At 63.3% G+C, this 19,125-nt stretch carries 13 protein-coding genes; 5 read left to right on the forward strand and 8 right to left on the reverse strand.

Annotated elements, in window-relative coordinates; all coding sequences use genetic code 11:
• Positions 1 to 9: 9 nt before the first annotated feature.
• Complete coding sequence (gene dmeF, locus RSO67_RS15015) at positions 10 to 936, forward strand: CDF family Co(II)/Ni(II) efflux transporter DmeF (RefSeq protein ID WP_315844079.1); 927 nt, start codon at positions 10 to 12, stop codon at positions 934 to 936.
• Between the two features lie 145 nt (positions 937 to 1,081).
• Positions 1,082 to 2,674 carry a class I adenylate-forming enzyme family protein gene (locus tag RSO67_RS15020; RefSeq protein ID WP_315844080.1) on the forward strand — a complete coding sequence of 531 codons (1,593 nt, stop codon included), beginning with the start codon at positions 1,082 to 1,084 and terminating at the stop codon, positions 2,672 to 2,674.
• Here RSO67_RS15020 and RSO67_RS15025 read toward each other — a convergent pair whose 3' ends face one another.
• The 3 genes from RSO67_RS15025 to RSO67_RS15035 all read right to left on the reverse strand — a co-directional run bounded on the left by RSO67_RS15025 (position 2,675) and on the right by RSO67_RS15035 (position 6,123).
• On the reverse strand, positions 2,675 to 4,264 hold the full coding sequence (locus RSO67_RS15025; protein ID WP_315844081.1) for a gamma-glutamyltransferase family protein: 1,590 nt from the start codon (positions 4,262 to 4,264) through the stop codon (positions 2,675 to 2,677).
• A 68-nt stretch (positions 4,265 to 4,332) separates the two neighbouring features.
• A complete protein-coding gene (locus tag RSO67_RS15030; RefSeq protein WP_315844082.1) occupies positions 4,333 to 5,544 on the reverse strand; it encodes an amidohydrolase family protein in 1,212 nt (403 codons plus the stop codon).
• 93 nt (positions 5,545 to 5,637) lie between these two features.
• Positions 5,638 to 6,123 (reverse strand): MarR family transcriptional regulator, encoded by a 486-nt coding sequence (locus RSO67_RS15035; protein WP_315844083.1) that lies wholly within the window; start codon positions 6,121 to 6,123, stop codon positions 5,638 to 5,640.
• A 149-nt stretch (positions 6,124 to 6,272) separates the two neighbouring features.
• Between RSO67_RS15035 and RSO67_RS15040 the strand changes: the two genes are divergently transcribed.
• A complete protein-coding gene (locus RSO67_RS15040) occupies positions 6,273 to 6,695 on the forward strand; it encodes an organic hydroperoxide resistance protein (protein WP_315844084.1) in 423 nt (140 codons plus the stop codon).
• Between the two features lie 96 nt (positions 6,696 to 6,791).
• Entirely contained in the window at positions 6,792 to 8,534 is a 1,743-nt protein-coding gene (locus RSO67_RS15045; protein ID WP_315844085.1) for a cytochrome c biogenesis protein DipZ, read from the forward strand.
• A 9-nt stretch (positions 8,535 to 8,543) separates the two neighbouring features.
• On the opposite strand, the gene RSO67_RS15050 is transcribed toward RSO67_RS15045, so the two are convergent.
• The 5 genes from RSO67_RS15050 to RSO67_RS15070 form a co-directional block, all read right to left on the reverse strand.
• On the reverse strand, positions 8,544 to 9,917 hold the full coding sequence (locus RSO67_RS15050; protein ID WP_315844086.1) for a vWA domain-containing protein: 1,374 nt from the start codon (positions 9,915 to 9,917) through the stop codon (positions 8,544 to 8,546).
• Between the two features lie 2 nt (positions 9,918 to 9,919).
• Entirely contained in the window at positions 9,920 to 10,870 is a 951-nt protein-coding gene (locus RSO67_RS15055; protein ID WP_315844087.1) for a MoxR family ATPase, read from the reverse strand.
• A 119-nt stretch (positions 10,871 to 10,989) separates the two neighbouring features.
• The gene (locus RSO67_RS15060) at positions 10,990 to 11,751 is read right to left on the reverse strand and encodes a thermonuclease family protein (protein WP_315844088.1); all 762 of its coding nucleotides are present in this window, start codon (positions 11,749 to 11,751) and stop codon (positions 10,990 to 10,992) included.
• Positions 11,752 to 11,842: 91 nt separating this feature from the next.
• Positions 11,843 to 12,742 (reverse strand): EamA family transporter, encoded by a 900-nt coding sequence (locus tag RSO67_RS15065; RefSeq protein WP_315844089.1) that lies wholly within the window; start codon positions 12,740 to 12,742, stop codon positions 11,843 to 11,845.
• A gap of 111 nt (positions 12,743 to 12,853) precedes the next feature.
• Positions 12,854 to 18,907, reverse strand: coding sequence for an autotransporter-associated beta strand repeat-containing protein (locus RSO67_RS15070; protein ID WP_315844090.1), 6,054 nt, complete (start codon positions 18,905 to 18,907; stop codon positions 12,854 to 12,856).
• On the opposite strand from RSO67_RS15070, the gene RSO67_RS15075 reads away from it, so the two are divergent.
• On the forward strand, positions 18,891 to 19,034 hold the full coding sequence (locus tag RSO67_RS15075; protein ID WP_315844091.1) for a hypothetical protein: 144 nt from the start codon (positions 18,891 to 18,893) through the stop codon (positions 19,032 to 19,034). The genes RSO67_RS15070 and RSO67_RS15075 overlap by 17 nt on opposite strands.
• Positions 19,035 to 19,125: the final 91 nt, after the last annotated feature.

A 19,125-nucleotide genomic window follows, 5' to 3' on the forward strand; every position in this document is an offset into this window, starting at 1 on the left:
ACCGGCAGCATGCGCATCCACGTCGACATCAACCACCTGTCCCACGAGCACATGTTTCTGGGCGACAATCATGACGAGAACACCCGCCGCACGCTGTGGGTGGTCGTCCTTACGGCGCTGATGATGGTCGGCGAGATCGTTGCCGGCACTGTCTTCAACTCGATGGCGCTGCTGGCTGACGGCTTCCATATGGCGACCCATGCCGTGGCGCTCGCCATTGCTGCGGGCGCTTATGCTTATGCGCGCCGCAACGCGCATAACCGCCGCTTTACTTTCGGCACCGGCAAGGTCGGCGATCTCGCCGGCTTTGCCTCCGCATTGGTGCTGGCGATCATCGCCATCGGTATCGCCGTCGAATCCGTGCAGCGTCTATTCAATCCGTCCATAGTCGCCTTCGGCGAAGCCACGGTGATCGCCGTCATCGGCTTGATCGTGAATATCGCCAGCGCGTTTCTGCTGAGCGGCGGGCATCATCACCACGGCCACGATCATCACGGCCATGACCACGACCATCACCATAGCTCGCATCATCGCGACAACAATATGCGCTCCGCCTTCATGCATGTACTGGCCGATGCGCTGACCTCGGTGCTGGCCATCGCCGCGCTGCTAGCCGGCCGTTATCTGAACTGGGTCTGGCTCGATCCTATGATGGGCATCGTCGGCGGCATCGTCATCGCCGCCTGGGCGTGGAATCTGCTGCGCGACACGGCGGCCGTGTTGCTCGACACGTCAGATCCGCATCTCGAACGGGAAATCCGCGATGAGGTCGAGCGCCCCGGCGATGCCCGTATCTTCGACCTCCACGTCTGGCGGGTCGGCCCCGGTGCGCATGCCGCGATCGTCGGCTTTGCCGGCGGAGCGAGCACGGAGACGGTGCGGCAGCGCCTCGCGGCCGTGCATGAATTGCAGCACGTGACCGTGGAAGCGCGCTAGCGTCGGACGCACATCTCCCGCGTTACGAGCCATGCGGCGAAGCGGGTTGGCATTCGCCGCTTGGCTGATTAACCTGACGTCATCATCGCCAGCCAAATGGCGGGGCGTGCCGATTGCGGCGCGCAAAAAAACGTCTGGGATGAACATGCAAGGACAGATCGCGCCGGACGCCTCAACGCCGGCCACCCGCCATGAAGTGCTCTACGGCGAACGCGTCGTCACCTGTTTCTCCGATCGCCCGCCGACCCTCGACGCCATGCTGCGCGCCGCAGTCGCGCGGAAGCCTGATGGCGTTGCGCTGGTGCTCGGCGAAAAACGCGTCACCTATGCCGAGCTCGACCGCGTCGCGGAGAATATCGCCCGCAATCTGATCGCCTCCGGCTTCGAAAGGGGCGAACGCATCGCGATACTGCTCGGCAACTGCCTGGAATTCATCTTCTGCGCGCTCGGCGCCGTCCGCGCCGGCATGATCGTCGTCCCGCTCAATACGCGGCAGCGCGCACCCGAGATCGACTATGTGCTGCAGCAGTGCGGGGCTTCAGCGCTCGTCTACGACGCCGACTGCGAAGCCAACCTGCCCGCACCACGTGCGGACTTGCGCAATCGGTGGATGGTCGGCAGCGGCCGTGCGCCATCCTTTGCGGAATTGATGAAGGATGCGCCGGTCGCTGCTCTGCCTGAGCTGACTCAGGAGGACACCGCTTTTCTGCTCTATACGTCAGGCACCACTGGCAACCCGAAAGGCGCGATGCTTACCCATGCCAGCATCATCCATTCGCTGCTGAACTTCCAGCACGGCTATGGCCTGCATGAAGGTGACGTCACCATGCTGGCGGTGCCCGCATCGCATGTCACCGGCCTCGTGGCATTGATTCTCGCGACCATCAATGTCGCCGGCACCACTGTGATCCTGCCAGCCTTCAAGGCGCCGGAATTTCTCGCCGTCGCGGCGCGCGAGCGCATGACCTACACGCTGATGGTGCCCGCAATGTATAATCTCTGCCTGCTGCAGCCGGACTTCGATCGTCACGATCTGTCCTCATGGCGCATCGCCGGCTTCGGCGGCGCGCCGATGCCCGAAGCGACCATCACGCGCCTCGCCGAGGTGCTGCCGAAGCTCAATCTCTGTAATGCCTATGGTTCGACTGAGACTTCATCACCCGCGACGATGTTTCCGCCCGGCTCGCCCGTCAGCAAGGTCAATTCGGTCGGACGGCCCGTGACGGGCGCACATATCGTCGTCGCCGATGATGACGGCCGGGAAGTGCCGGCCGGCCAGGACGGCGAATTGCTGATTGCCGGCGCGATGGTCGTGCCGGGCTATTGGGACAATCCGGATGCGACTCGCACCGGATTCGTCGGCGGCTACTGGCGCTCCGGCGATATCGGCCGCATGGATGCGGATGGCTATGTCTATGTGGTCGACCGCAAGAAGGACATGATCAATCGCGCCGGCTTCAAGATCTACTGCACCGAGGTCGAAAACGTGATGTCACATCATCCCGCCATCGTCGAAAGCGCAGTGGTGGGCAAGCCCGATCCGGTGCTCGGCGAACGCGTACACGCCTTCGCCTACTGCCCCGATGGCGGCAACGAGACCGACATCCGCAAATACTGTGCGGAGCGGCTGTCCGATTACAAGGTGCCGGACACCATCACCTTCCTGAAGGAGCCGCTGCCGCGCAACGCCAACGGCAAGATCCTCAAGACCGAGCTACGCAAGATGATGGCGAGCTGATCACCAAGCGGCGACAGCACCATCCGAGCGCGGGTCCGTCGCGCCTTCGAGCACGCCGTTGGCGTGCAGCACGATGGCGCCGGCATGGCCCATGGTGCCGGTATAGCTGCCGAGCACCTCGACCACGTGACCGGCATCCCGAAGCTGCTGGATCAATGCGGGATCGAAGCGATCCTCGACCTTCAGCGTGACGCTCTCGTCACCCCAGGTCTTGCCGAGCAGCCAGCGCGGCGCGGTCACCGCCTGCTGCAGCGGCATGCCGAACATGCCGTAGCGCGAGAACACCGCCGACTGCGTCTGTGGCTGCCCCTCGCCGCCCATGTTTCCGTAGACCATACGACGGCCGTCATCGAAGATCGCCATCGCGGGATTGAGCGTGTGGAACGGCTTGCGGCCCGGCTTCAGCGCATTCCAGCCACTCTCGGCAAGCCGGAACGAGGCGCCGCGATTCTGCCAGCAGATGCCGGTTTCCGGCAGCACGACGCCGGATCCGAACTCGAAATAGACCGACTGGATGAAGGACACCGAACGGCCATGTCCGTCGATAACGCCGAGCCAGATGGTATCGCCGGGCTTGCGCACATGCGGCCATGGCAGCGCAATCTTGCGATCGATATGGCGCGCCAGTTCATCGAGCTTGGCATCGTCGAGGAATGACGCCGGATCCACCGTCATGTGATCGGGATCGCCGACATGCTCGTCGCGGACGATGAAGGCCTGCTTGGTGGCCTCGATCAGACCGTGAATGTGATCGAAACCTTCGGCCTGGGTGACGCCGAGCCGATCGAACATCGCGAGGATCATCAGCGACGACAGACCCTGCGTCGGCGGCGCCATGTTGAACAGCTGCGCGCCGCGCACGGTGGTCGACAGCGGCGGACGCTCGCTCGCCTGATGGTTCTGCAGATCGGCAGCGGTGACTAGCGACCCCACCTTGGCAAGATCAGCCGCGATCGCATCGGCAAGTTTGCCCTTGTAGAAATTCTCGAAGCCCTCGGCGACCAGACGCTTCAGCGTCGCGCCGAGCGCCGGCAGCTTCATCACATCGCCTTCGGCCGGCGCCTGCCCGTTCGGCGTGAAAGTCCCAGCGAAATTCGGCTGGTCCTTCAGCTCCGCGAATTTCTCAGACGTCAGTTCGGATTGGCTGCGCGTAACAACGATGCCATTTTCGGCATAATAGATCGCACTTTCCAGCAGCCGCTCGCGCGCCATCGGCTTCTGCCAATGCTGCGAAACATCCAGCGCCTTCTGCCAGCCGGACACCGTGCCGGCGACGGTATTGGCCGCAAGCGGGCCGCGGAACGGGATGGTCGCAGCGCCCTTCGCCGCATAGTAAGCGAGATCGACGGCAGCGCCGGCGCGGCCGCAGGCATCCACCGTGATCGGCGCCTTGCCGGGCTCGGCGATCAACCAGAAGCCATCGCCGCCGATGCCGGTCATATGCGGATAGACCACCGCCAGCGCTGCTGCCGTGGCAATCGCCGCTTCCACAGCGGTCCCGCCATCCTTGAGCACGTCGAGACCGGCCTGCGACGCCAGGTGATGCGGCGAGGTCACCATGCCCCGTCGCGCGCGCGGTGTTTCAAGCATTCGTCGTCTCCAGAATTCGTGGCATGCCAGCTTTGTTTGGCGCAGTCGTAACGCGTCCAGCCGATGATTCAAGCCTTTCGGGCGACGATCTCGCCGTCTCGCGCAACCAGCCGGCCGTTCTTGTAGACCGCGCGGCGCTTCGGCAGATCGACCACGGCCTGCGGCACATGCGGTGCATCGATGGCGACGAAGTCGGCCTTGGCGCCGACGCGGAGGCCGTGATCGTCCAGCCGCAACGCCTTGGCGCCACCAACGGTGACGATGTCGAAGGCCAGCGTCAGGTCTTCATCGGTATTGAAGCCCGAGCGGTAGCCGATCATCATCGCGCGGCCGAGCATGTCGCCATCGCCATAAGGCCACCAGCTGTCGCGGATGTTGTCGCAGCCACCGAACACGGTGACGCCCGCCTTACGCAGCAGTTTCACAGGTGGAAATGGCCGTGCCCCGGGCGCATTGGTCATGATGGCCACGCCGCTGGCGGCAAGTATATCGGCCGTTCGCTGCACCACATCGGCTGCGACATCGCCGAGCGAATAGGCATGACTGATAGCGACATGGCCCTGCATGCCCAGCGCCTGCGTGCGCGCGCAGATCTGCTCTATCTCGAAAATGCCGAGCATCGAGGGATCGTGCAGATGGATGTCGACATCGACGCCGCGTCGCTCGGCGATACCGAACACCACGTCGAGATGCTTCTCGACATCGCGATCGAATCCGCCGGGGTCGAGGCCGCCGATCACGTTCGCGCCAAGATCGAAGGCGGCGTCGAGCAGGTCCGGCGTGCCCGGACTGCGCAAGATGCCGCTTTGCGGGAAGGCGACAAGCTGGATGTCGATGAGGTCGCGATACGCCTCGCGAACCGCGAGGATGTTCTCAAGCGATTTAAGGCCCACCGAACTGTCCACCATCACATGGCTGCGCATCCGCGTGCTGCCGTGGCCGAGGCAAAGTTCAAGCTGGCTCTGCGCGCGCTCGGCCATCGGCGCGGCCTTGGCCATGTTGTCGGCCTGGATAGCGACGCGCTCCTGCACGTTGAAGCCGTTCGAATAGGGCACATGCGGCCGCCAGACGTCGCCGTAGAAACTGGTGTCGAGATGAACGTGACCTTCGACGAAGGAAGGGATCACGAGCGTCCCGCCGAGATCGACGATCTCTGCGGTTGTCGGTGCTGGATCGCTGCCGGATGTGATCCCGGTGATCAGACCGCCACTGACGGCAATCGTGTTGAGGCTGCCATCCGCGAATTTCGCCTGCGTAAAAATTTTGTCGATGTCGCTCACGCCAACCTCTCGGACTGATCTGCTGCCGCGAGGTTACAGGAGGACGACACAGCATGCATCCGCATGCCGGCCACTGCATGGCCGACGCGCGGATCAGTTTTCGCGCGCAGCCTTGATCAGGTTGTCACGCAGCGTGGCGACGCCCTGCTGCATCTTCTTGAATTCGTCGGGCTCGAGACCGGATGCCTTGACGAGATTCATGGTCAGGCCCTTCTCGCGCAGCCGCCGGCCTTCGTCGGTCAGGCTGATCACCACCTGCCGCTCGTCCCCGGGATCGCGCTGCCGGCGCAGATAGCCCATCGCTTCAAGCTTCTTCAGGATCGGCGTCAGCGTATTGGACTCCAGAAACAGCTTTTCGCCGAGGCTGCCCACGGTCTGCCCGTCCTCCTCCCACAGCGCGACGATGGCGATGTACTGGGTATAGGTCAGGCCGAGCTTTTCGAGGATCGGCTTGTAGGCCCGGCCATAGGCCAGATTGGCTGAATAGATCGAAAAACAGAGGAAATCAGACAGTTTCGGCCCGGCCTGCGCGGAATCGGCGGAGCTTTGTTCAATCGATTTGGGCTTGGTGGATGGCATGTTTGCACTCCGTCAGGGACACGAGAACGTGACCTCTCGGACCCATATATATCGGATGCGATTAAATCGGAAGAGTTGACAAGAGCGTCCACGCGGCTATTTATATCGTATTCGATTACATCGTGTGCGATACAAAAGGAGAGACGATCATGACCTCGACCACCATCGAAAAGGTTCTCTACACCGCCCAGACCCACACCACCGGTGGCCGCGATGGCGCCTCGCGAAGCTCCGACGGCCGGCTGGACGTCAAGCTGTCGCCTCCCGGCTCGGCTGGGGCCGGCACCAATCCCGAGCAGATGTTCGCGGCCGGCTGGTCAGCCTGTTTCATCGGCGCCATGGGGCGCGCCGCCAGCAATCTGAAGGTCAAGCTGCCGGCCGACGTCGCCGTCGACACCGAAGTCGATCTCGGCACCACCGGCGGTGACTTCTTCCTGCAGGCTCGCCTCAATATCAGCCTGCCCGGCCTCGCGCCGGACGTCGCGCGCCAGGTGGTCGATGCCGCGCATCAGATCTGCCCCTACTCCAAGGCAACGCGCGGCAACATCAATGTGGCGATCAACCTGATCTGACCCTCACCTTCTTCCGCGGACCGTCAACCGGTCCGCGGATCGCGGCGCTCCCCCGAACGGTCGCCGGCTTCACTCACGCGTTTTCTGGAGATCACCGTGACGCTCTTCATCCTCGCTTATGCAGCCGGCCTGCTCACCATCGCATCGCCCTGCATCTTCCCGATCCTGCCGATCATTCTCGCCCGCGCCGACGAACCGTTTCGCCGCAGCGGATTGCCTTTGCTGATCGGCCTCACTTTGACCTTCGCAGTGGCCGCCAGCCTCGCCTCCGTCGCCGGCAACTGGGCGATCGAGGCCAATCGATACGGTAGAACCATCGCCCTCATCGCAATGACGCTGTTCGGCCTGGCATTGCTGTTGCCGACTCTCGCCACGCGCCTGATGGCGCCGCTGGTGTTACTCGGCGTGAAGCTGTCCGGCTGGGCCGGCCAGAATGATGCAAACGCCAACCGCACACCGGTCGCTTCGCTGCTGCTCGGCATCGCGACGGGCCTCGTCTGGGCGCCCTGCGCAGGTCCGGTGCTGGGCCTGATCCTCACCGGCGCGGCACTGCACGGGCCGGGAATCGATACCGTGTTGCTGTTGCTCGCCTATGGTCTTGGTGCGGCATCGTCACTCGCCGCCGGCATGCTACTGGGCGGACGTTTGCTCGCCAAAGCGCGCGAGCTGATGCCATGGAGCGACGGCGTGCGTCGCGCGCTGGGTGGCGCAGTGGTGCTCGGCGCCATCGCGATCTGGGCCGGGCTGGATACGCGCCTGCTGACGCAACTCTCTCTGCCGTCGACGACGGCGTTTGAAAGCAAGCTGATCGACACGCTGCAGCCCGCACCATCCGCGCAGGCCGGAACGTCCATGGGCAATGCCACGGCTCGTGCGACGCTGTCGGGTCCGCTTGCGTCGATCGCGGGCAGCGGGCAATGGCTCAACACGTCACCGCTGAAGACTGAAGACCTGCAGGGCAAGGTCGTGCTGGTAAATTTCTGGACCTATTCCTGCATCAACTGCCTGCGCGTGCTGCCGCATGTCCGCGCCTGGGCGGAGAAGTATCGCGATCAGGGCCTCGTCGTGATCGGCGTACACACGCCGGAATTCGCCTTCGAGAAAAACGTCAGCAATGTAAGCACCGCAACAACGAAGCTCGGCGTCGGCTATCCCGTCGCGATCGACAACGACTTCCGGGTCTGGCGCGCCTTCAGCAACAATGCATGGCCCGCCCTCTATTTCGTCGGTGCCGATGGTCGCATCCATCATCAGGCGATCGGCGAAGGCAATTACGCGACGTCCGAACAGGTGATCCAGCAGCTGCTCGCGGAAGCCGGCCACAAGCCGACTGTTGAGGCTGCGACGGTCCGTGCGGAAGGCACGCAAGTCGCCGCGGATGAGGAGCAACTTCGTTCTTCGGAGACCTATCTCGGCTATGCGCAGGCCAGCGGCTTCACGTCGCCGGGCGGCGCACGCGAAGACGTGCCGAGCCTCTATCGCGGCATCGACATGCTACCACTGAACCGCTGGACGCTGGGCGGCACATGGACCATCGGCCGCGAATATGCACAGCTCGACGATACGTCAGGTCGCATCGCCTATCGTTTCCACGCCCGCGACCTGCATCTGGTTCTCGGCCCAACACGGGACGGCAAGCCGGTGCGCTTCCGCGTGACCATCGACGGCGCAGCGCCCGGCGCCAGCCACGGCACCGATACCGATGCCGAGGGATATGGCACCGTGACGGATGCGAAGCTGTATCAGCTGGTGCGGCAGGCCGGCGACGTCGCCGACCGCACATTCGGAATCGAATTCCTCGATCCGGGCGTGCGGGCCTATGCCTTCACCTTCGGCTGATCGCGACGACTATTGATAGGTCGCCACGATATCGGCGACGGCGCGCTCGAGTTGCTGCGCCGTCGCGCATTGGCGCACGACATTGCAGAAGGTCGCATAGCGCGGCATTTCGGAATCGCCGAAGCCCCAGCCCATGCGGCCCTCGGGATTGAGCCAGACCAACCGCTTCGAGCGCTCGCCGATGCGGCGCAGGATGTCGGCGCGCGGATCCAGATTGTTGCTGCGGGCATCGCCAAGAACAATGACCGTGGTCTGCGCCGTGATCGCACTCATGAAACCCTTCTCGAAATCGACGAAGGAGCGACCATAGTCGGACGAGCCATAGCCAACCGACGACATGATCTGTTTCATCGCCTCTTCAGGTTTGTTCTTCTCCAGAACTTCACTGACTTCGATCAGGTTGCCGGAAAAAGCGAAGGAGCGCACATCGGACACAACTTCATGTAGGCTGTGGATCAGTAACAGGAAGAAATCGGAGACCTGCGCCACGGAGCCTGAGACGTCGCAAATGGCGACGATCTTCGGCTTGTCGCGATGACGACGCTTCCACGCCGTCATGAAGGGCACGCCGCCCCATGCGGCATTGCGCCGAATGGTGCGGCGGACGTCGAGATGGCCGCGACGCTGGCGCTTGCGTGGCTTGCTGAAGCGCTCGCGCAGCCGCCGCGCGATCTGCCGGATCAGAACGCGCATCTGCGCGATCTGTCGCTGTTCCAGCCGCGCCATCGGCGCATTGCGCAGGATTTCATTGCGCAGCGCTTCCTTCTCCTCGCGGCCATAGAGCAAGAGCGCCTGCGCGACCATTTCGCTGACGGTCTCGCGCAGGCTGCCGAGCGCCGTTGCAAGCCGTTCTGCATCCGCTGGATTGCGCGTCGTGAGCGCGTCAATGTCGTCGCGCAGTTGCGCGACCCCGAGCTGCTCGAGCACCCGGCTGGCAAACAGCCCCCGCTGGGTGAAGACACGGATGTCGGTCAGGCCGGCAGCATTCGATGCGTTTGAAAGCGCCGCGGCAATGGCGGCGCGATCCTGCGCCAGCAGCATCTGCGCGAGCGAACCGAGTTCGGTCGAATCCTGTGCCGACGGGGTGCCTGCCGCGGCGTCGGTCCCGCTCTCGCTTGTCCCCTCGCCAGTCTCGTCGTCGTCATTTGCCGCCGACGGCGCGTCGAAATCAGGATGGGTGAAGAACGCATCGAAACAGGCAGCGAGCGCCGCCTTCTCCTCGCCGGACTTCGCCATGGTCAGCAGCAGCGCATCGCGCAGGATGGCGCGATCGGCGGGACCCACTTCGGCGGCGGCACGCATCGCATCGATACTTTCGGCAGGCGAAATCCTGACACCGGCGCCGCGCGCCGCTCGAAAGAACCGATGCAGCGTATCGCGCATGGCTAACCGAACACGCCCTGCCGGTCGGCCTTGGCAACGAAGCCCGAGACCTGCGGCAATGTCGCTTCAATATCACCTTCGTACTTCAGCAGCACGTTGAGCGTATCCTTGACCATCTCGTGGCCGAGTTCGGACGCACCGAGCAGCACGAGCACCTTTGCCCAGTCGATGGTCTCGCTGACCGACGGCAGCTTCTTCAGGTCCAGCGTGCGAACCTGATTGACGAAACCGACAAGCTGCTTGCGAAGTGTCGCGGAAATACCGGGCACGCGGGTTTCGACGATACGCTCTTCGAGCTTCGGTTCGGGGAAGCCGATATGCAGATGCAGACAGCGGCGCTTCAACGCATCGCCAAGATCGCGCTCGCCGTTCGAGGTCAGGATCACGGTCGGCGGTACGATGGCTACGACGGTGCCAAGCTCGGGGATCGTGACCTGGAAGTCGGACAGGATTTCGAGCAGCAGCGATTCGAATTCGGCGTCGGACTTGTCGATCTCGTCGATGAGAAGCACGCAGCCCATCGGCTGTTCCAGCGCGCGCAGCAACGGGCGCGGCTCGACGAACTCCTTGGAGAAGAACACGTCGCCGAAATCGTGCAGCTGGTCGAGCGCCTTGGCGAGCGTATCGGCGCCGCCCAGCACTTCGCCGAGCTTGTCTTTCAGGATCTGGGTGTAGAGCAGCTGCTTGGCATATTTCCACTCATACAGCGCCTTGGCCTCGTCGAGGCCCTCGTAGCACTGCATGCGGATCATCTCGAGACCACGCGAGGCAGCGATCGCCTTGGCAAGTTCGGTCTTGCCCACACCGGCGGGACCTTCGACCAGGATCGGCTTCTCGATTTTCTCGGCGAGATAGACGGCGGTAGCGATCTGCCGGCTGGCGATATAGCCGGCGGAAGCCAGGCTGCGCTCAACGGCTTCGATCGATGCTGACGAACTGGTGCTCTCGGCCACGGGCTTCACTCCGGATTTCGCATACTGGAATAAGCTGTGGCGTGCTCGCCCGGCTCATTCCGGCGTCCTGATTTGCTACGTGGTTCAGCCCGCGGCGTCCAGCGCCACCGGCTCATCGCTCAGTTGCGGCGACTGGCGGCCTGACAGTTGAGCGCCTTGCGGTACCCCGCGGCGCGGGCATCGTCCTCGCTGCAGAACCAGCGATCCGGCTTCGGCTGGGTCGCATAATTCTGGCACTGGGGGATGAGATAGACACCGACATGGCCGGTAAACTTGGCGCGGCGGACCTGTTTCGCCCGGATATTGCAGCCCAACGGCATTGTGAGATCGGTGGGGAATAGCGCCGCGCGCAGCTCCTTGTCCTTGTCGCTCCGGCAGGCTGAGCCGAGCAATGGGCTGTCGCTCGCCTTGCGGCGGAACTCCGCAGGCGTCACGAAGCACCCGCGCCACAGACCCTTGCGCTTGTCCTTGGCAGCAATTTCGTCCGCCTTGAAATTGGTCTTGGCGCTTGCCTTGTCCGACGGTTCGATGCTCACCGCATACCCCGATCGGACAATCGCCTGATTGAGGCTACCCGTCTCGCCAACGACACTGCAGAGACCGGCGCGGCGGTTCTTGTAGATCTTGTCCTCGCCAAGGTCCTCGCAGCGAACCTCGCGCTTGCCGATCAGTTTCACCAGCTGATCCCTTGCCTCGACGCCGCAGGCCCAATTGTCGGCATGCTCATCGACACAGGGCTGATCCACCTCCGGTGCGTCCAGGCCGGCGAGCTTGTAGGCGACATTGCCGATCTGGATGGTGTCGCCGTCCTTGACGATGGCTTCGACCGCCGAGGCCGGGTTGGCGACAAGCAGCAGGAAGAGCAGGGACAGGATGCGCATCAATCTGGTCTCGGGATCGGCACGGGAGGACTGCGATCAGTCCTATCGCAGCAGGCGCGCCCACGAAAGAGACATCACGCGCACTGCGCCGTCACACCGCGACCAGCATCGCCACGCCGACGACAATCAGCGCAATCCCCGACAATTCGCGTGCCGAAAGGGGCTGCTTGAACGAATAATAGGCGACAGCCTGCGCGAACAGCACCTCGACCAGCGCCAGCGTCCGGACATTGGCGGCGGCCGTGAGCGCGAACGCGAGGAACCAGAATTGCGAAGCGGCTGCCCCCATGAAGCCGGCCAGCATCGATGGCTTCCACAGCCCGAGGATGTCGCTCAGCACCTTGGGTGCACGGGCCAACAGATAGATGGTCAGGATCAAGGTCTGCACGAACAGTGCCCAGACCAGCGCATAGGACGCCGCCGTGACGAAGCTGACACCGGGCACCGTGATGATGGCGCCGCGAAAACCGACGGCCGACAATGCGAAAGCCGCAGCCGCGACCAGTCCGAGGACGGTCGGCCGGATGCTGGCGATGTTGCGCGTGGCACCGGGCCGCAGCGCCGTGACGACAACGCCAATGGTGGCAATCAGGATCGCCGCAACCTTCGGCGCGGTCAGATGATCGCCGAGAAAGACGAAACCGAAAATCGCGGTCTGAATCGCCTCGGTCTTGAGATAGGCCGTGGTCACCACAAAGGAGCGATCATTCATCGCTGCCAGCATGAGCCCCGTGGCAAAGATCTGGCTCAGCGCCCCGAGGAGCAGCCACGGCCAGAATTCGGCTGATGGCCACGGCACCTTGTCGCCCGTCGCCAGGATGATCACCACGAAAAAGACGATCGAAAACGGGAAGCCGAACAGGAACCTGATATTGGTCGCGCCCCAGGTGCCCAATGGTCCGGTGAGCGAACGCTGCATGGCATTGCGCGCCACCTGCCCCAGCGAGGCGATGATCGTGAAGGGGATCCAAAGCGAGGCGACGGTGAACATGAGGCAGGACGGGTCCGCGAGCGATGGCGCGGAACCTGACTGCGTCACGCCGCAGGGTCAAGCGGCCTGCGCCCATGCCTGCGATGCGATCGCGACCGCCTCGGACGTGGCTTACCAGACGAAGCGAACGACGCCCTTGCCTGCATGGCTGCGGGTGAGGTTGGAGAACTCGCCCTCATAACTCACCGCGACCGACACCCCGCTGCCGAGTATGACCTCCGCACTCGCGCTGGTCAGCGCAGCATCGGGCGCCATCGTAGCACCGTTCACGACGAAGCTCGCGCCAGGCAGCGACTGGAACGAGGCCTGCGCGACGCGATCGCGGTTGAAATCATGCGCCCAGGCGGCGCGCCCGCGCAACGTGAGCAGCGCAGCGTCGAGAGCGAAGGATTTGTCGGTACGCAGGCCGACCTCACTGCGGGTCGCGGTGACGTTGCGCGCGGTGTAGCTCAGCACAAAATCGTTGCCGCCGGATACGAGCGTTTCCGCATAGGCCGGCAGGTCAATATTCGTGATCTGCCCCGCGGCATAAGGCGTCAAACCCACGCCGCCAAGCCACGGCAGCACGCTCCGATGACCAGCTTCGGCACGCGCCGAGAAAGCGTGCACGGTGAAGTTCGCGCGCAACCGGTCTGCATCGACGATGGTCACCAGCCGTTCCGTGGTGACATTTTGCCAGCCATAGGCGAGTGCGCCCGTGAGATAGGCCGCTCCTTCGTGGTGGCGAATGAAGCCACCGATCTGGAACAGGTCCGAATGACCCGAACCGAGACTATCCGACAAGCCGAAACTGGTGCCACCGCCGGCCACGGCGAAGCCGGCCAGCGTCTGAGGCGACAGCCAGGTATCGGCACCCACGGCAATGCCCCCGATCCGGCTGCTGCTGCTATGCGAACCAACGACCGTGTTGCCGTCGGTCGCCTGACCACCACCGAAGCCCGCAGCCCAGACGTTCCAGCGCGATTCGAAACTCGCCACCGCAGGTGGCGCTTTAGCGATCGCACCGTAGGCGTCGCGCCACGACGTCGCCGAACGATCGGCCGATGCGAAGGCATTTGATGCTGTGCCCGCCGCTGCAAGGCCGCGATTGGCTAAGAAGGGATCGGTCAGCACGCCCATGAATTGCGTCATGGCCTGCACGGTGTTCTGTTGCACGCCGGTCGAGAGTTCGCCCGACGACTGCGTCAGATCTTCCGGCGCCATCGCGCCGAGCGCATAGGGGATGCCGCCATGGCTGCCAAAATAGGTGTTCAGCGACGAGGCGATGTTGTTCTGGTTGATGTTGAGACCGGTCAGCTTCAGATCGACATTGAGATAGACGTTCTGGGCATCGTAGCTCAGCGTCGTGATGAATGAGGGCGGTTCGTCGCTGACGATATTCGGGCTGAACGTGCCTGCAATGCCGCCTGCAGCGTTCAGAATGGTGTAGCGTTCACGCACATAGGCCGCGGGATCGAAGCTGATGCGAACGCCTGCATTATTGAGCGACGCGGCGCCTGTGACATTGGCTCGGTCCGCCGCCAGACCGGATACTTCCACCATGTAGCTCGAAGCTGCGGCAAACGTCAGATTGCCTTGTACTGACAGCAGCCCGACCGAATTGCCGGGCGACAGCATGCCGCCATCCCGGATCTGTGTAGTGCTGACGATGCCGTTGCCGCCGAGCGTCGCGCCGCGTTCGACACTCACCAGCGACGACGCGGCGATCGAGCCGTTGACGCTGAGCGTTCCAGCCTTAACGTCGGTGACGCCAGTATAGGAGTTGATACCATCGAGTCGTGTTGTGCCTGGGCCGCCTTGTGCGAATGATCCAATGCCGGAGATCACGCCCGCCAGCGTCAGCAGACCATCACGGTTGGCGATCAGCGCGCCATTGTTGATGACATTGCCGAGGAGCGAGCCCGTCAGCCCGCCATTGCCGATCTGCAGGGTCCCATTCGTAATGACCGAGCCACCGCTATAGGTGTTGTCGCCGGTGAGGACCGTGGTGCCGGTGCCGACTTGCCGGAATTGGCCACTGCCAGAGATCGTTCCGCCGAATGTGTAGATGTCGGAGCGAAATATCTGGAGTGCCCCGTAGTTGACGACATCACCGACGATCGAGCCAGCAGCCCCGCCGGAGCCGAGTTGCAAAGTGCCAGCTGATATCAACGTGCCGCCGCTATAGACGCTGTCGTTCTGAAGCACGGTGGTGCCAGTTCCCATCTGCACCAATGAGCCGGTGCCTGAAATCACACCGTTGTAGAACAGAGTATTGGAGCTATTGACGGACAACACGCCATTGTTGGCGACATTACCCGTGAGCGTGCCAGACGTCCCGCCATTGCCGATCTGCAGCGTACCGGCATTGATCGTCGTGCCGCCGCTAAAAGAGTTGGCGCCTGCCAGAACCAACGTGCCCCAGCCATCCTTGGTTAAGGCGCCGGCGCCCGAGACACTTCCTGTAGTCGTGAATCTCGTTCCGAACAGCGTCTCGATTGTGCCGCTGCCAGAAAGCACAATACGTCGCGCGGACGTGATATCGGCGAGCGTCAGCAGCGTGCCACCCGAGAGCGTCAGCGTGCCCGTGCCGAGATTGGCGTCCGCGAGAACTGCAACAGCGCCGCCCGAGACTGTCGTGCCACCCGTATATGTATTCGTGCCGGACAACAGCAACGCGCCGCTGCCGGTCTTCACGAGACTACCGCCGACACCGCTGACGGTACTTGCGATGACCGTATCGCTCGCCTGATTGAGCGTCAGTTGCGCACTGCCGAGCGCAATCTCGCCGCCGAAGCCGATTAGCGAATGCGTCGTGGTATTGTAACCGTTGAGATCGAGCTTGCCGCCGTAGACGATCACGTCGCTGCCATTGGGCAGTGCCCCGGAAGCGCCAAGCTGCAGCGTACCGGCTTCAAGCATGGTGCCGCCGGTCCAGCTATTGACGCTCGACAATACCAGTGTGCCGTCGCCGGCCTTGATCAGGCTGCCTCCGCCGGACACCGTGCCGGTGAGCACCAGCGCCGTTGCGGCGTCGGTATCGATCTGGCCGATGCCAAGCAACGACACATTGCGTGCCGAATTGATATTGGCCGTCGTGTGGAGGATGCCGTTGTCGAAAGTCAGGCCCCCCGCCGCGGCGCCAAGATTTGCATTCGACGAAATCTGCAGCGTACCTCCGCTGATGGTCGTGCCGCCGGTATAGGTGCTGGTGCCAGCGAGCACGAGCGTGCCGCCACCCGTCTTGTTCACACCGCCAGCACCTACAATCGGAGCCGAAATCGTCGCTGTCTCGCCCGACAGGACACGCAGTTCACCAATGCCGTCCGAACCGTCCAGCGCGGTTGGCCGCAGTTCGCCAGTGCCTTGAACAAGGTTGTAGAGGCCACCGACGAATTGCAGCCCATAGAATTTCTGCGATCCATCGATCGTGACCGTGCCGCCCGGACCGTTGAAGACGCCATAGATGGATCCCCACTGGGTATTGGCAACGCCGCCCAAATCAAACCAGTTGTTGTTAAGCGCATTCCAAGTTCCGCTGCCACCCGCGCTACCGCTCGTCGCGTCATCCCAACGTTGAAGGATGTCGGTGCCATTGGGCGAAGCAACGAGATCGACCACATAGATGCGCGAGCTGTCGATCGAATAGGTGACGGGAAACAGTCCCGAGATCGGCGGGATGGCGCCGATAGTCAGACCGAAGATCGACGCACCGCCGGAATAATTGATCATGCGGTAATAGCCGACGGCCGGCTCGCCCGTGGCGCTGATATTGAACGTCACATTGTTGAGTGCGACATCGCCGTTGACCCAAACCGAGGTCGAGGTCGACGACGCAGCACCGGAGAAATGGCCGAGATCGAAATCGAAATTGCTACCCGCAAGCATCGACAGATTGCCGTTCACAGTCAGGTGCCCTGTGCCATCCGGCGCCAGCGTGCCGCCATTCAGGACCGTTGTGCGCCCCACCGATCCGTTTCCGGTCAGCCTGCCGCTGTGATCCACCGTGACGGTGCCGCCGAGTTGCCCGGTCACGCCCAGCGTTGCATTCAGGATTTCCGTAGTGCCCGTGAATGCGGCGCTCCGGCCAGAAAGGATCGTGGTTCCGGCGAGTGCATTGATCACACCATTGCCGGTGATCAGATTGTTAAAGAGATAATCGCTGCTCGTATGGTTGAAATTGAGCGTGCCACTTTGCGCGAGGTCAATCAGACCGGTCACGACACCGGGCGCCAGGGCCGTTGCGCCCGCCTCGGCGCCGAGACTCAATGTACCGCTGACGCCGAGGGCGCCGATCTGAATCATACGCGCTTTCGCAGCGCCCCCATTGCTCACCGCGAGCGAACCGACAGACGCCGCCCCGACCTTCAAGGTCTGGGCATCGAGAACCGATCCCGGACCGTCGACCTTCACAGCACCATGCGTGACATAGGACGCATCATTGCCAATTGAAGCGGTAGCTGCAGTCACATGCATGCCATCCGCAATCAGCAACGAGCCGTTGCCGCGATAACCGACGAACAGATTGGTATTGAGCCAGGATGCGCCTGGGCCAGCGACGGTGACATTGGCATCGGTGCCGCTGTCATAGCCAACATAGCCATTGGCCGTCGTCAGTCTGGCGCCACCAGCAAAGGCCAGACTGCCGGCGTTGGCGCGCAAATCGCCGTCAAAAGATGTCGATACTCCCGATAGCGTCCAGACGGCGTCGCCATTCTTTTCCAGCGCTGAGAAACCCCGATACTTCGTGCCGAGTGCAGAGAGATCGAAAGTCGCATTCTGTGAGCCGCCCAACGCAAAAATATTGGGATTGCTTGCATTCAGACCGACGACGACATCGCCTGTAATGTTCGAGCCGGACCAGAGCTCCAACCTGTTGCCACCGCCGGTGAAAAAAATCGCCGCGGCGCGCGATCCGTCGATATTCCGCCCGCCTTCGATCGTCCCGCCTGCAACAACCGTTATGCCGGCGCTCTGCCCGAAGATGCCGGCTCCCCCCGCTCCATTCGCGCCGGCGTGACCGCTACTTCCATTGCCTAGCTCCCATCCGCCGCCACCCGGACCAGCGGCGCCGCCGACCCCCGCATCGCCGCCTTGCACCAGTCCGCCGCGATCGACGCGTATGGTGCCGGGAGTCGTCAACACGACGCCATTGCCGCCGCTACCGCCAGCACCGCCATTGCCGCCATTGCCGCCGGAGACGCCCTGGCCGCCAGATCCTCCGGCCCCGCCGCCGCCGCCGCCCCCACCAAGCACCGATGCACCGCCTTCAATGACCGTCATCCGCGCTCTTGAGACGACAACGCCGGCGCCGCCGCTGCCACCATTACCGCCACTGCCGCCATCGCCTCCGATGCCGCCGTCGGTCGCAGTGGTGATGCAAGGCGGCTGTCCGCCGGGGCAATAGTTGCCGATAGCATCGGGGGCGCCAGTACCTCCACCGCCGCCAGCGCCGCCCCAACCGCCGAGACCACCCCTGATCATCGGTGCCAGCGTTTCCAAAGTGTCTCCGGTGGAGAAGAGGCCTATGCCGCCACCACCACCGCCACCGCCGCCGCCTCCTCCTCCGCCGTAACCGGGCTCCATGAAGGTGCCATAAAAGGCCAACACGCCATCGCCACCATTGGCACTGACGCTGCCGTAGCCGCCTCTGCCGCCTGCAATGAACTGGTTGCCGGGAACGAATGCTCCACTGAAGATCGCGCCGGTGCCGCCACCGCCTCCGCCACCGCCGCTGCCGCCGTCATGGCCCATTCCGTGAAACCAGTTGGTTCCATCCGCGCCTTTGCCCTTCTCGGGAAACCAACCATATTGTCCCGCCTGGCCCTGAATTTCGCCGCCCAAGAGTTGCGAGCCATTGAAGCCCACCGCCCCTCCCGAGCCACCTAGCCCTCCTCCTTTGGCATGCGCACCGCTGCCACCCTTGCCGCCGTTGCCGATGTCAGCGTCTTTCGGGTGCTTGTTGTCGGCATCCCTGCCACCGCCGCCGCCGCCACCGCCGCCATTAGCCGGGTCGATCACACCGCCTGTCCCGCCCGCTTTTGGATTGCTGGATGCATGTGCTCCGCCATTGCCGCCGACGCCCGAAGCTTGCGCATGAACCGCTTGCGACGAGGCAATCGCCGCGACCACCAGCACCGGGGCGGCAAGCGACAACAGCGACAGCATCATGGCTGTCGACGACATCAATGTGTTGGCACGGCGCGCGCCGGTGCCGCTGCTCGTACTCGAGCCGCTGCGGCACGCTGCGCTGACGACTGAAAATACCGGGAGCTTCACGATCCAACTCCAGCTCGCAGATCCACGCGAGTGAAGTTCCATGAGACACGCGATCGCATGACGAGTCGCAATCAAAGATCGACGAATCGACCTATAGGTTCGACGAACGCCCTACAGGTTTTTCG

The organism is Tardiphaga sp. 709, assembly GCF_032401055.1.
Taxonomy (GTDB): domain Bacteria; phylum Pseudomonadota; class Alphaproteobacteria; order Rhizobiales; family Xanthobacteraceae; genus Tardiphaga.

Coding starts and splice junctions, on each gene's coding strand:
- dmeF (WP_315844079.1), top strand. CDS start 10: ATGCGCATCCACGTCGACATCAACCACCTGTCCCACGAGCACATGTTT.
- RSO67_RS15020 (WP_315844080.1), top strand. CDS start 1,082: ATGCAAGGACAGATCGCGCCGGACGCCTCAACGCCGGCCACCCGCCAT.
- RSO67_RS15025 (WP_315844081.1), bottom strand. CDS start 4,264: ATGCTTGAAACACCGCGCGCGCGACGGGGCATGGTGACCTCGCCGCAT.
- RSO67_RS15035 (WP_315844083.1), bottom strand. CDS start 6,123: ATGCCATCCACCAAGCCCAAATCGATTGAACAAAGCTCCGCCGATTCC.
- RSO67_RS15040 (WP_315844084.1), top strand. CDS start 6,273: ATGACCTCGACCACCATCGAAAAGGTTCTCTACACCGCCCAGACCCAC.
- RSO67_RS15050 (WP_315844086.1), bottom strand. CDS start 9,917: ATGCGCGATACGCTGCATCGGTTCTTTCGAGCGGCGCGCGGCGCCGGT.
- RSO67_RS15060 (WP_315844088.1), bottom strand. CDS start 11,751: ATGCGCATCCTGTCCCTGCTCTTCCTGCTGCTTGTCGCCAACCCGGCC.
- RSO67_RS15065 (WP_315844089.1), bottom strand. CDS start 12,742: ATGTTCACCGTCGCCTCGCTTTGGATCCCCTTCACGATCATCGCCTCG.
- RSO67_RS15075 (WP_315844091.1), top strand. CDS start 18,891: ATGGCTGTCGACGACATCAATGTGTTGGCACGGCGCGCGCCGGTGCCG.
- RSO67_RS15070 (WP_315844090.1), bottom strand. CDS start 18,907: ATGTCGTCGACAGCCATGATGCTGTCGCTGTTGTCGCTTGCCGCCCCG.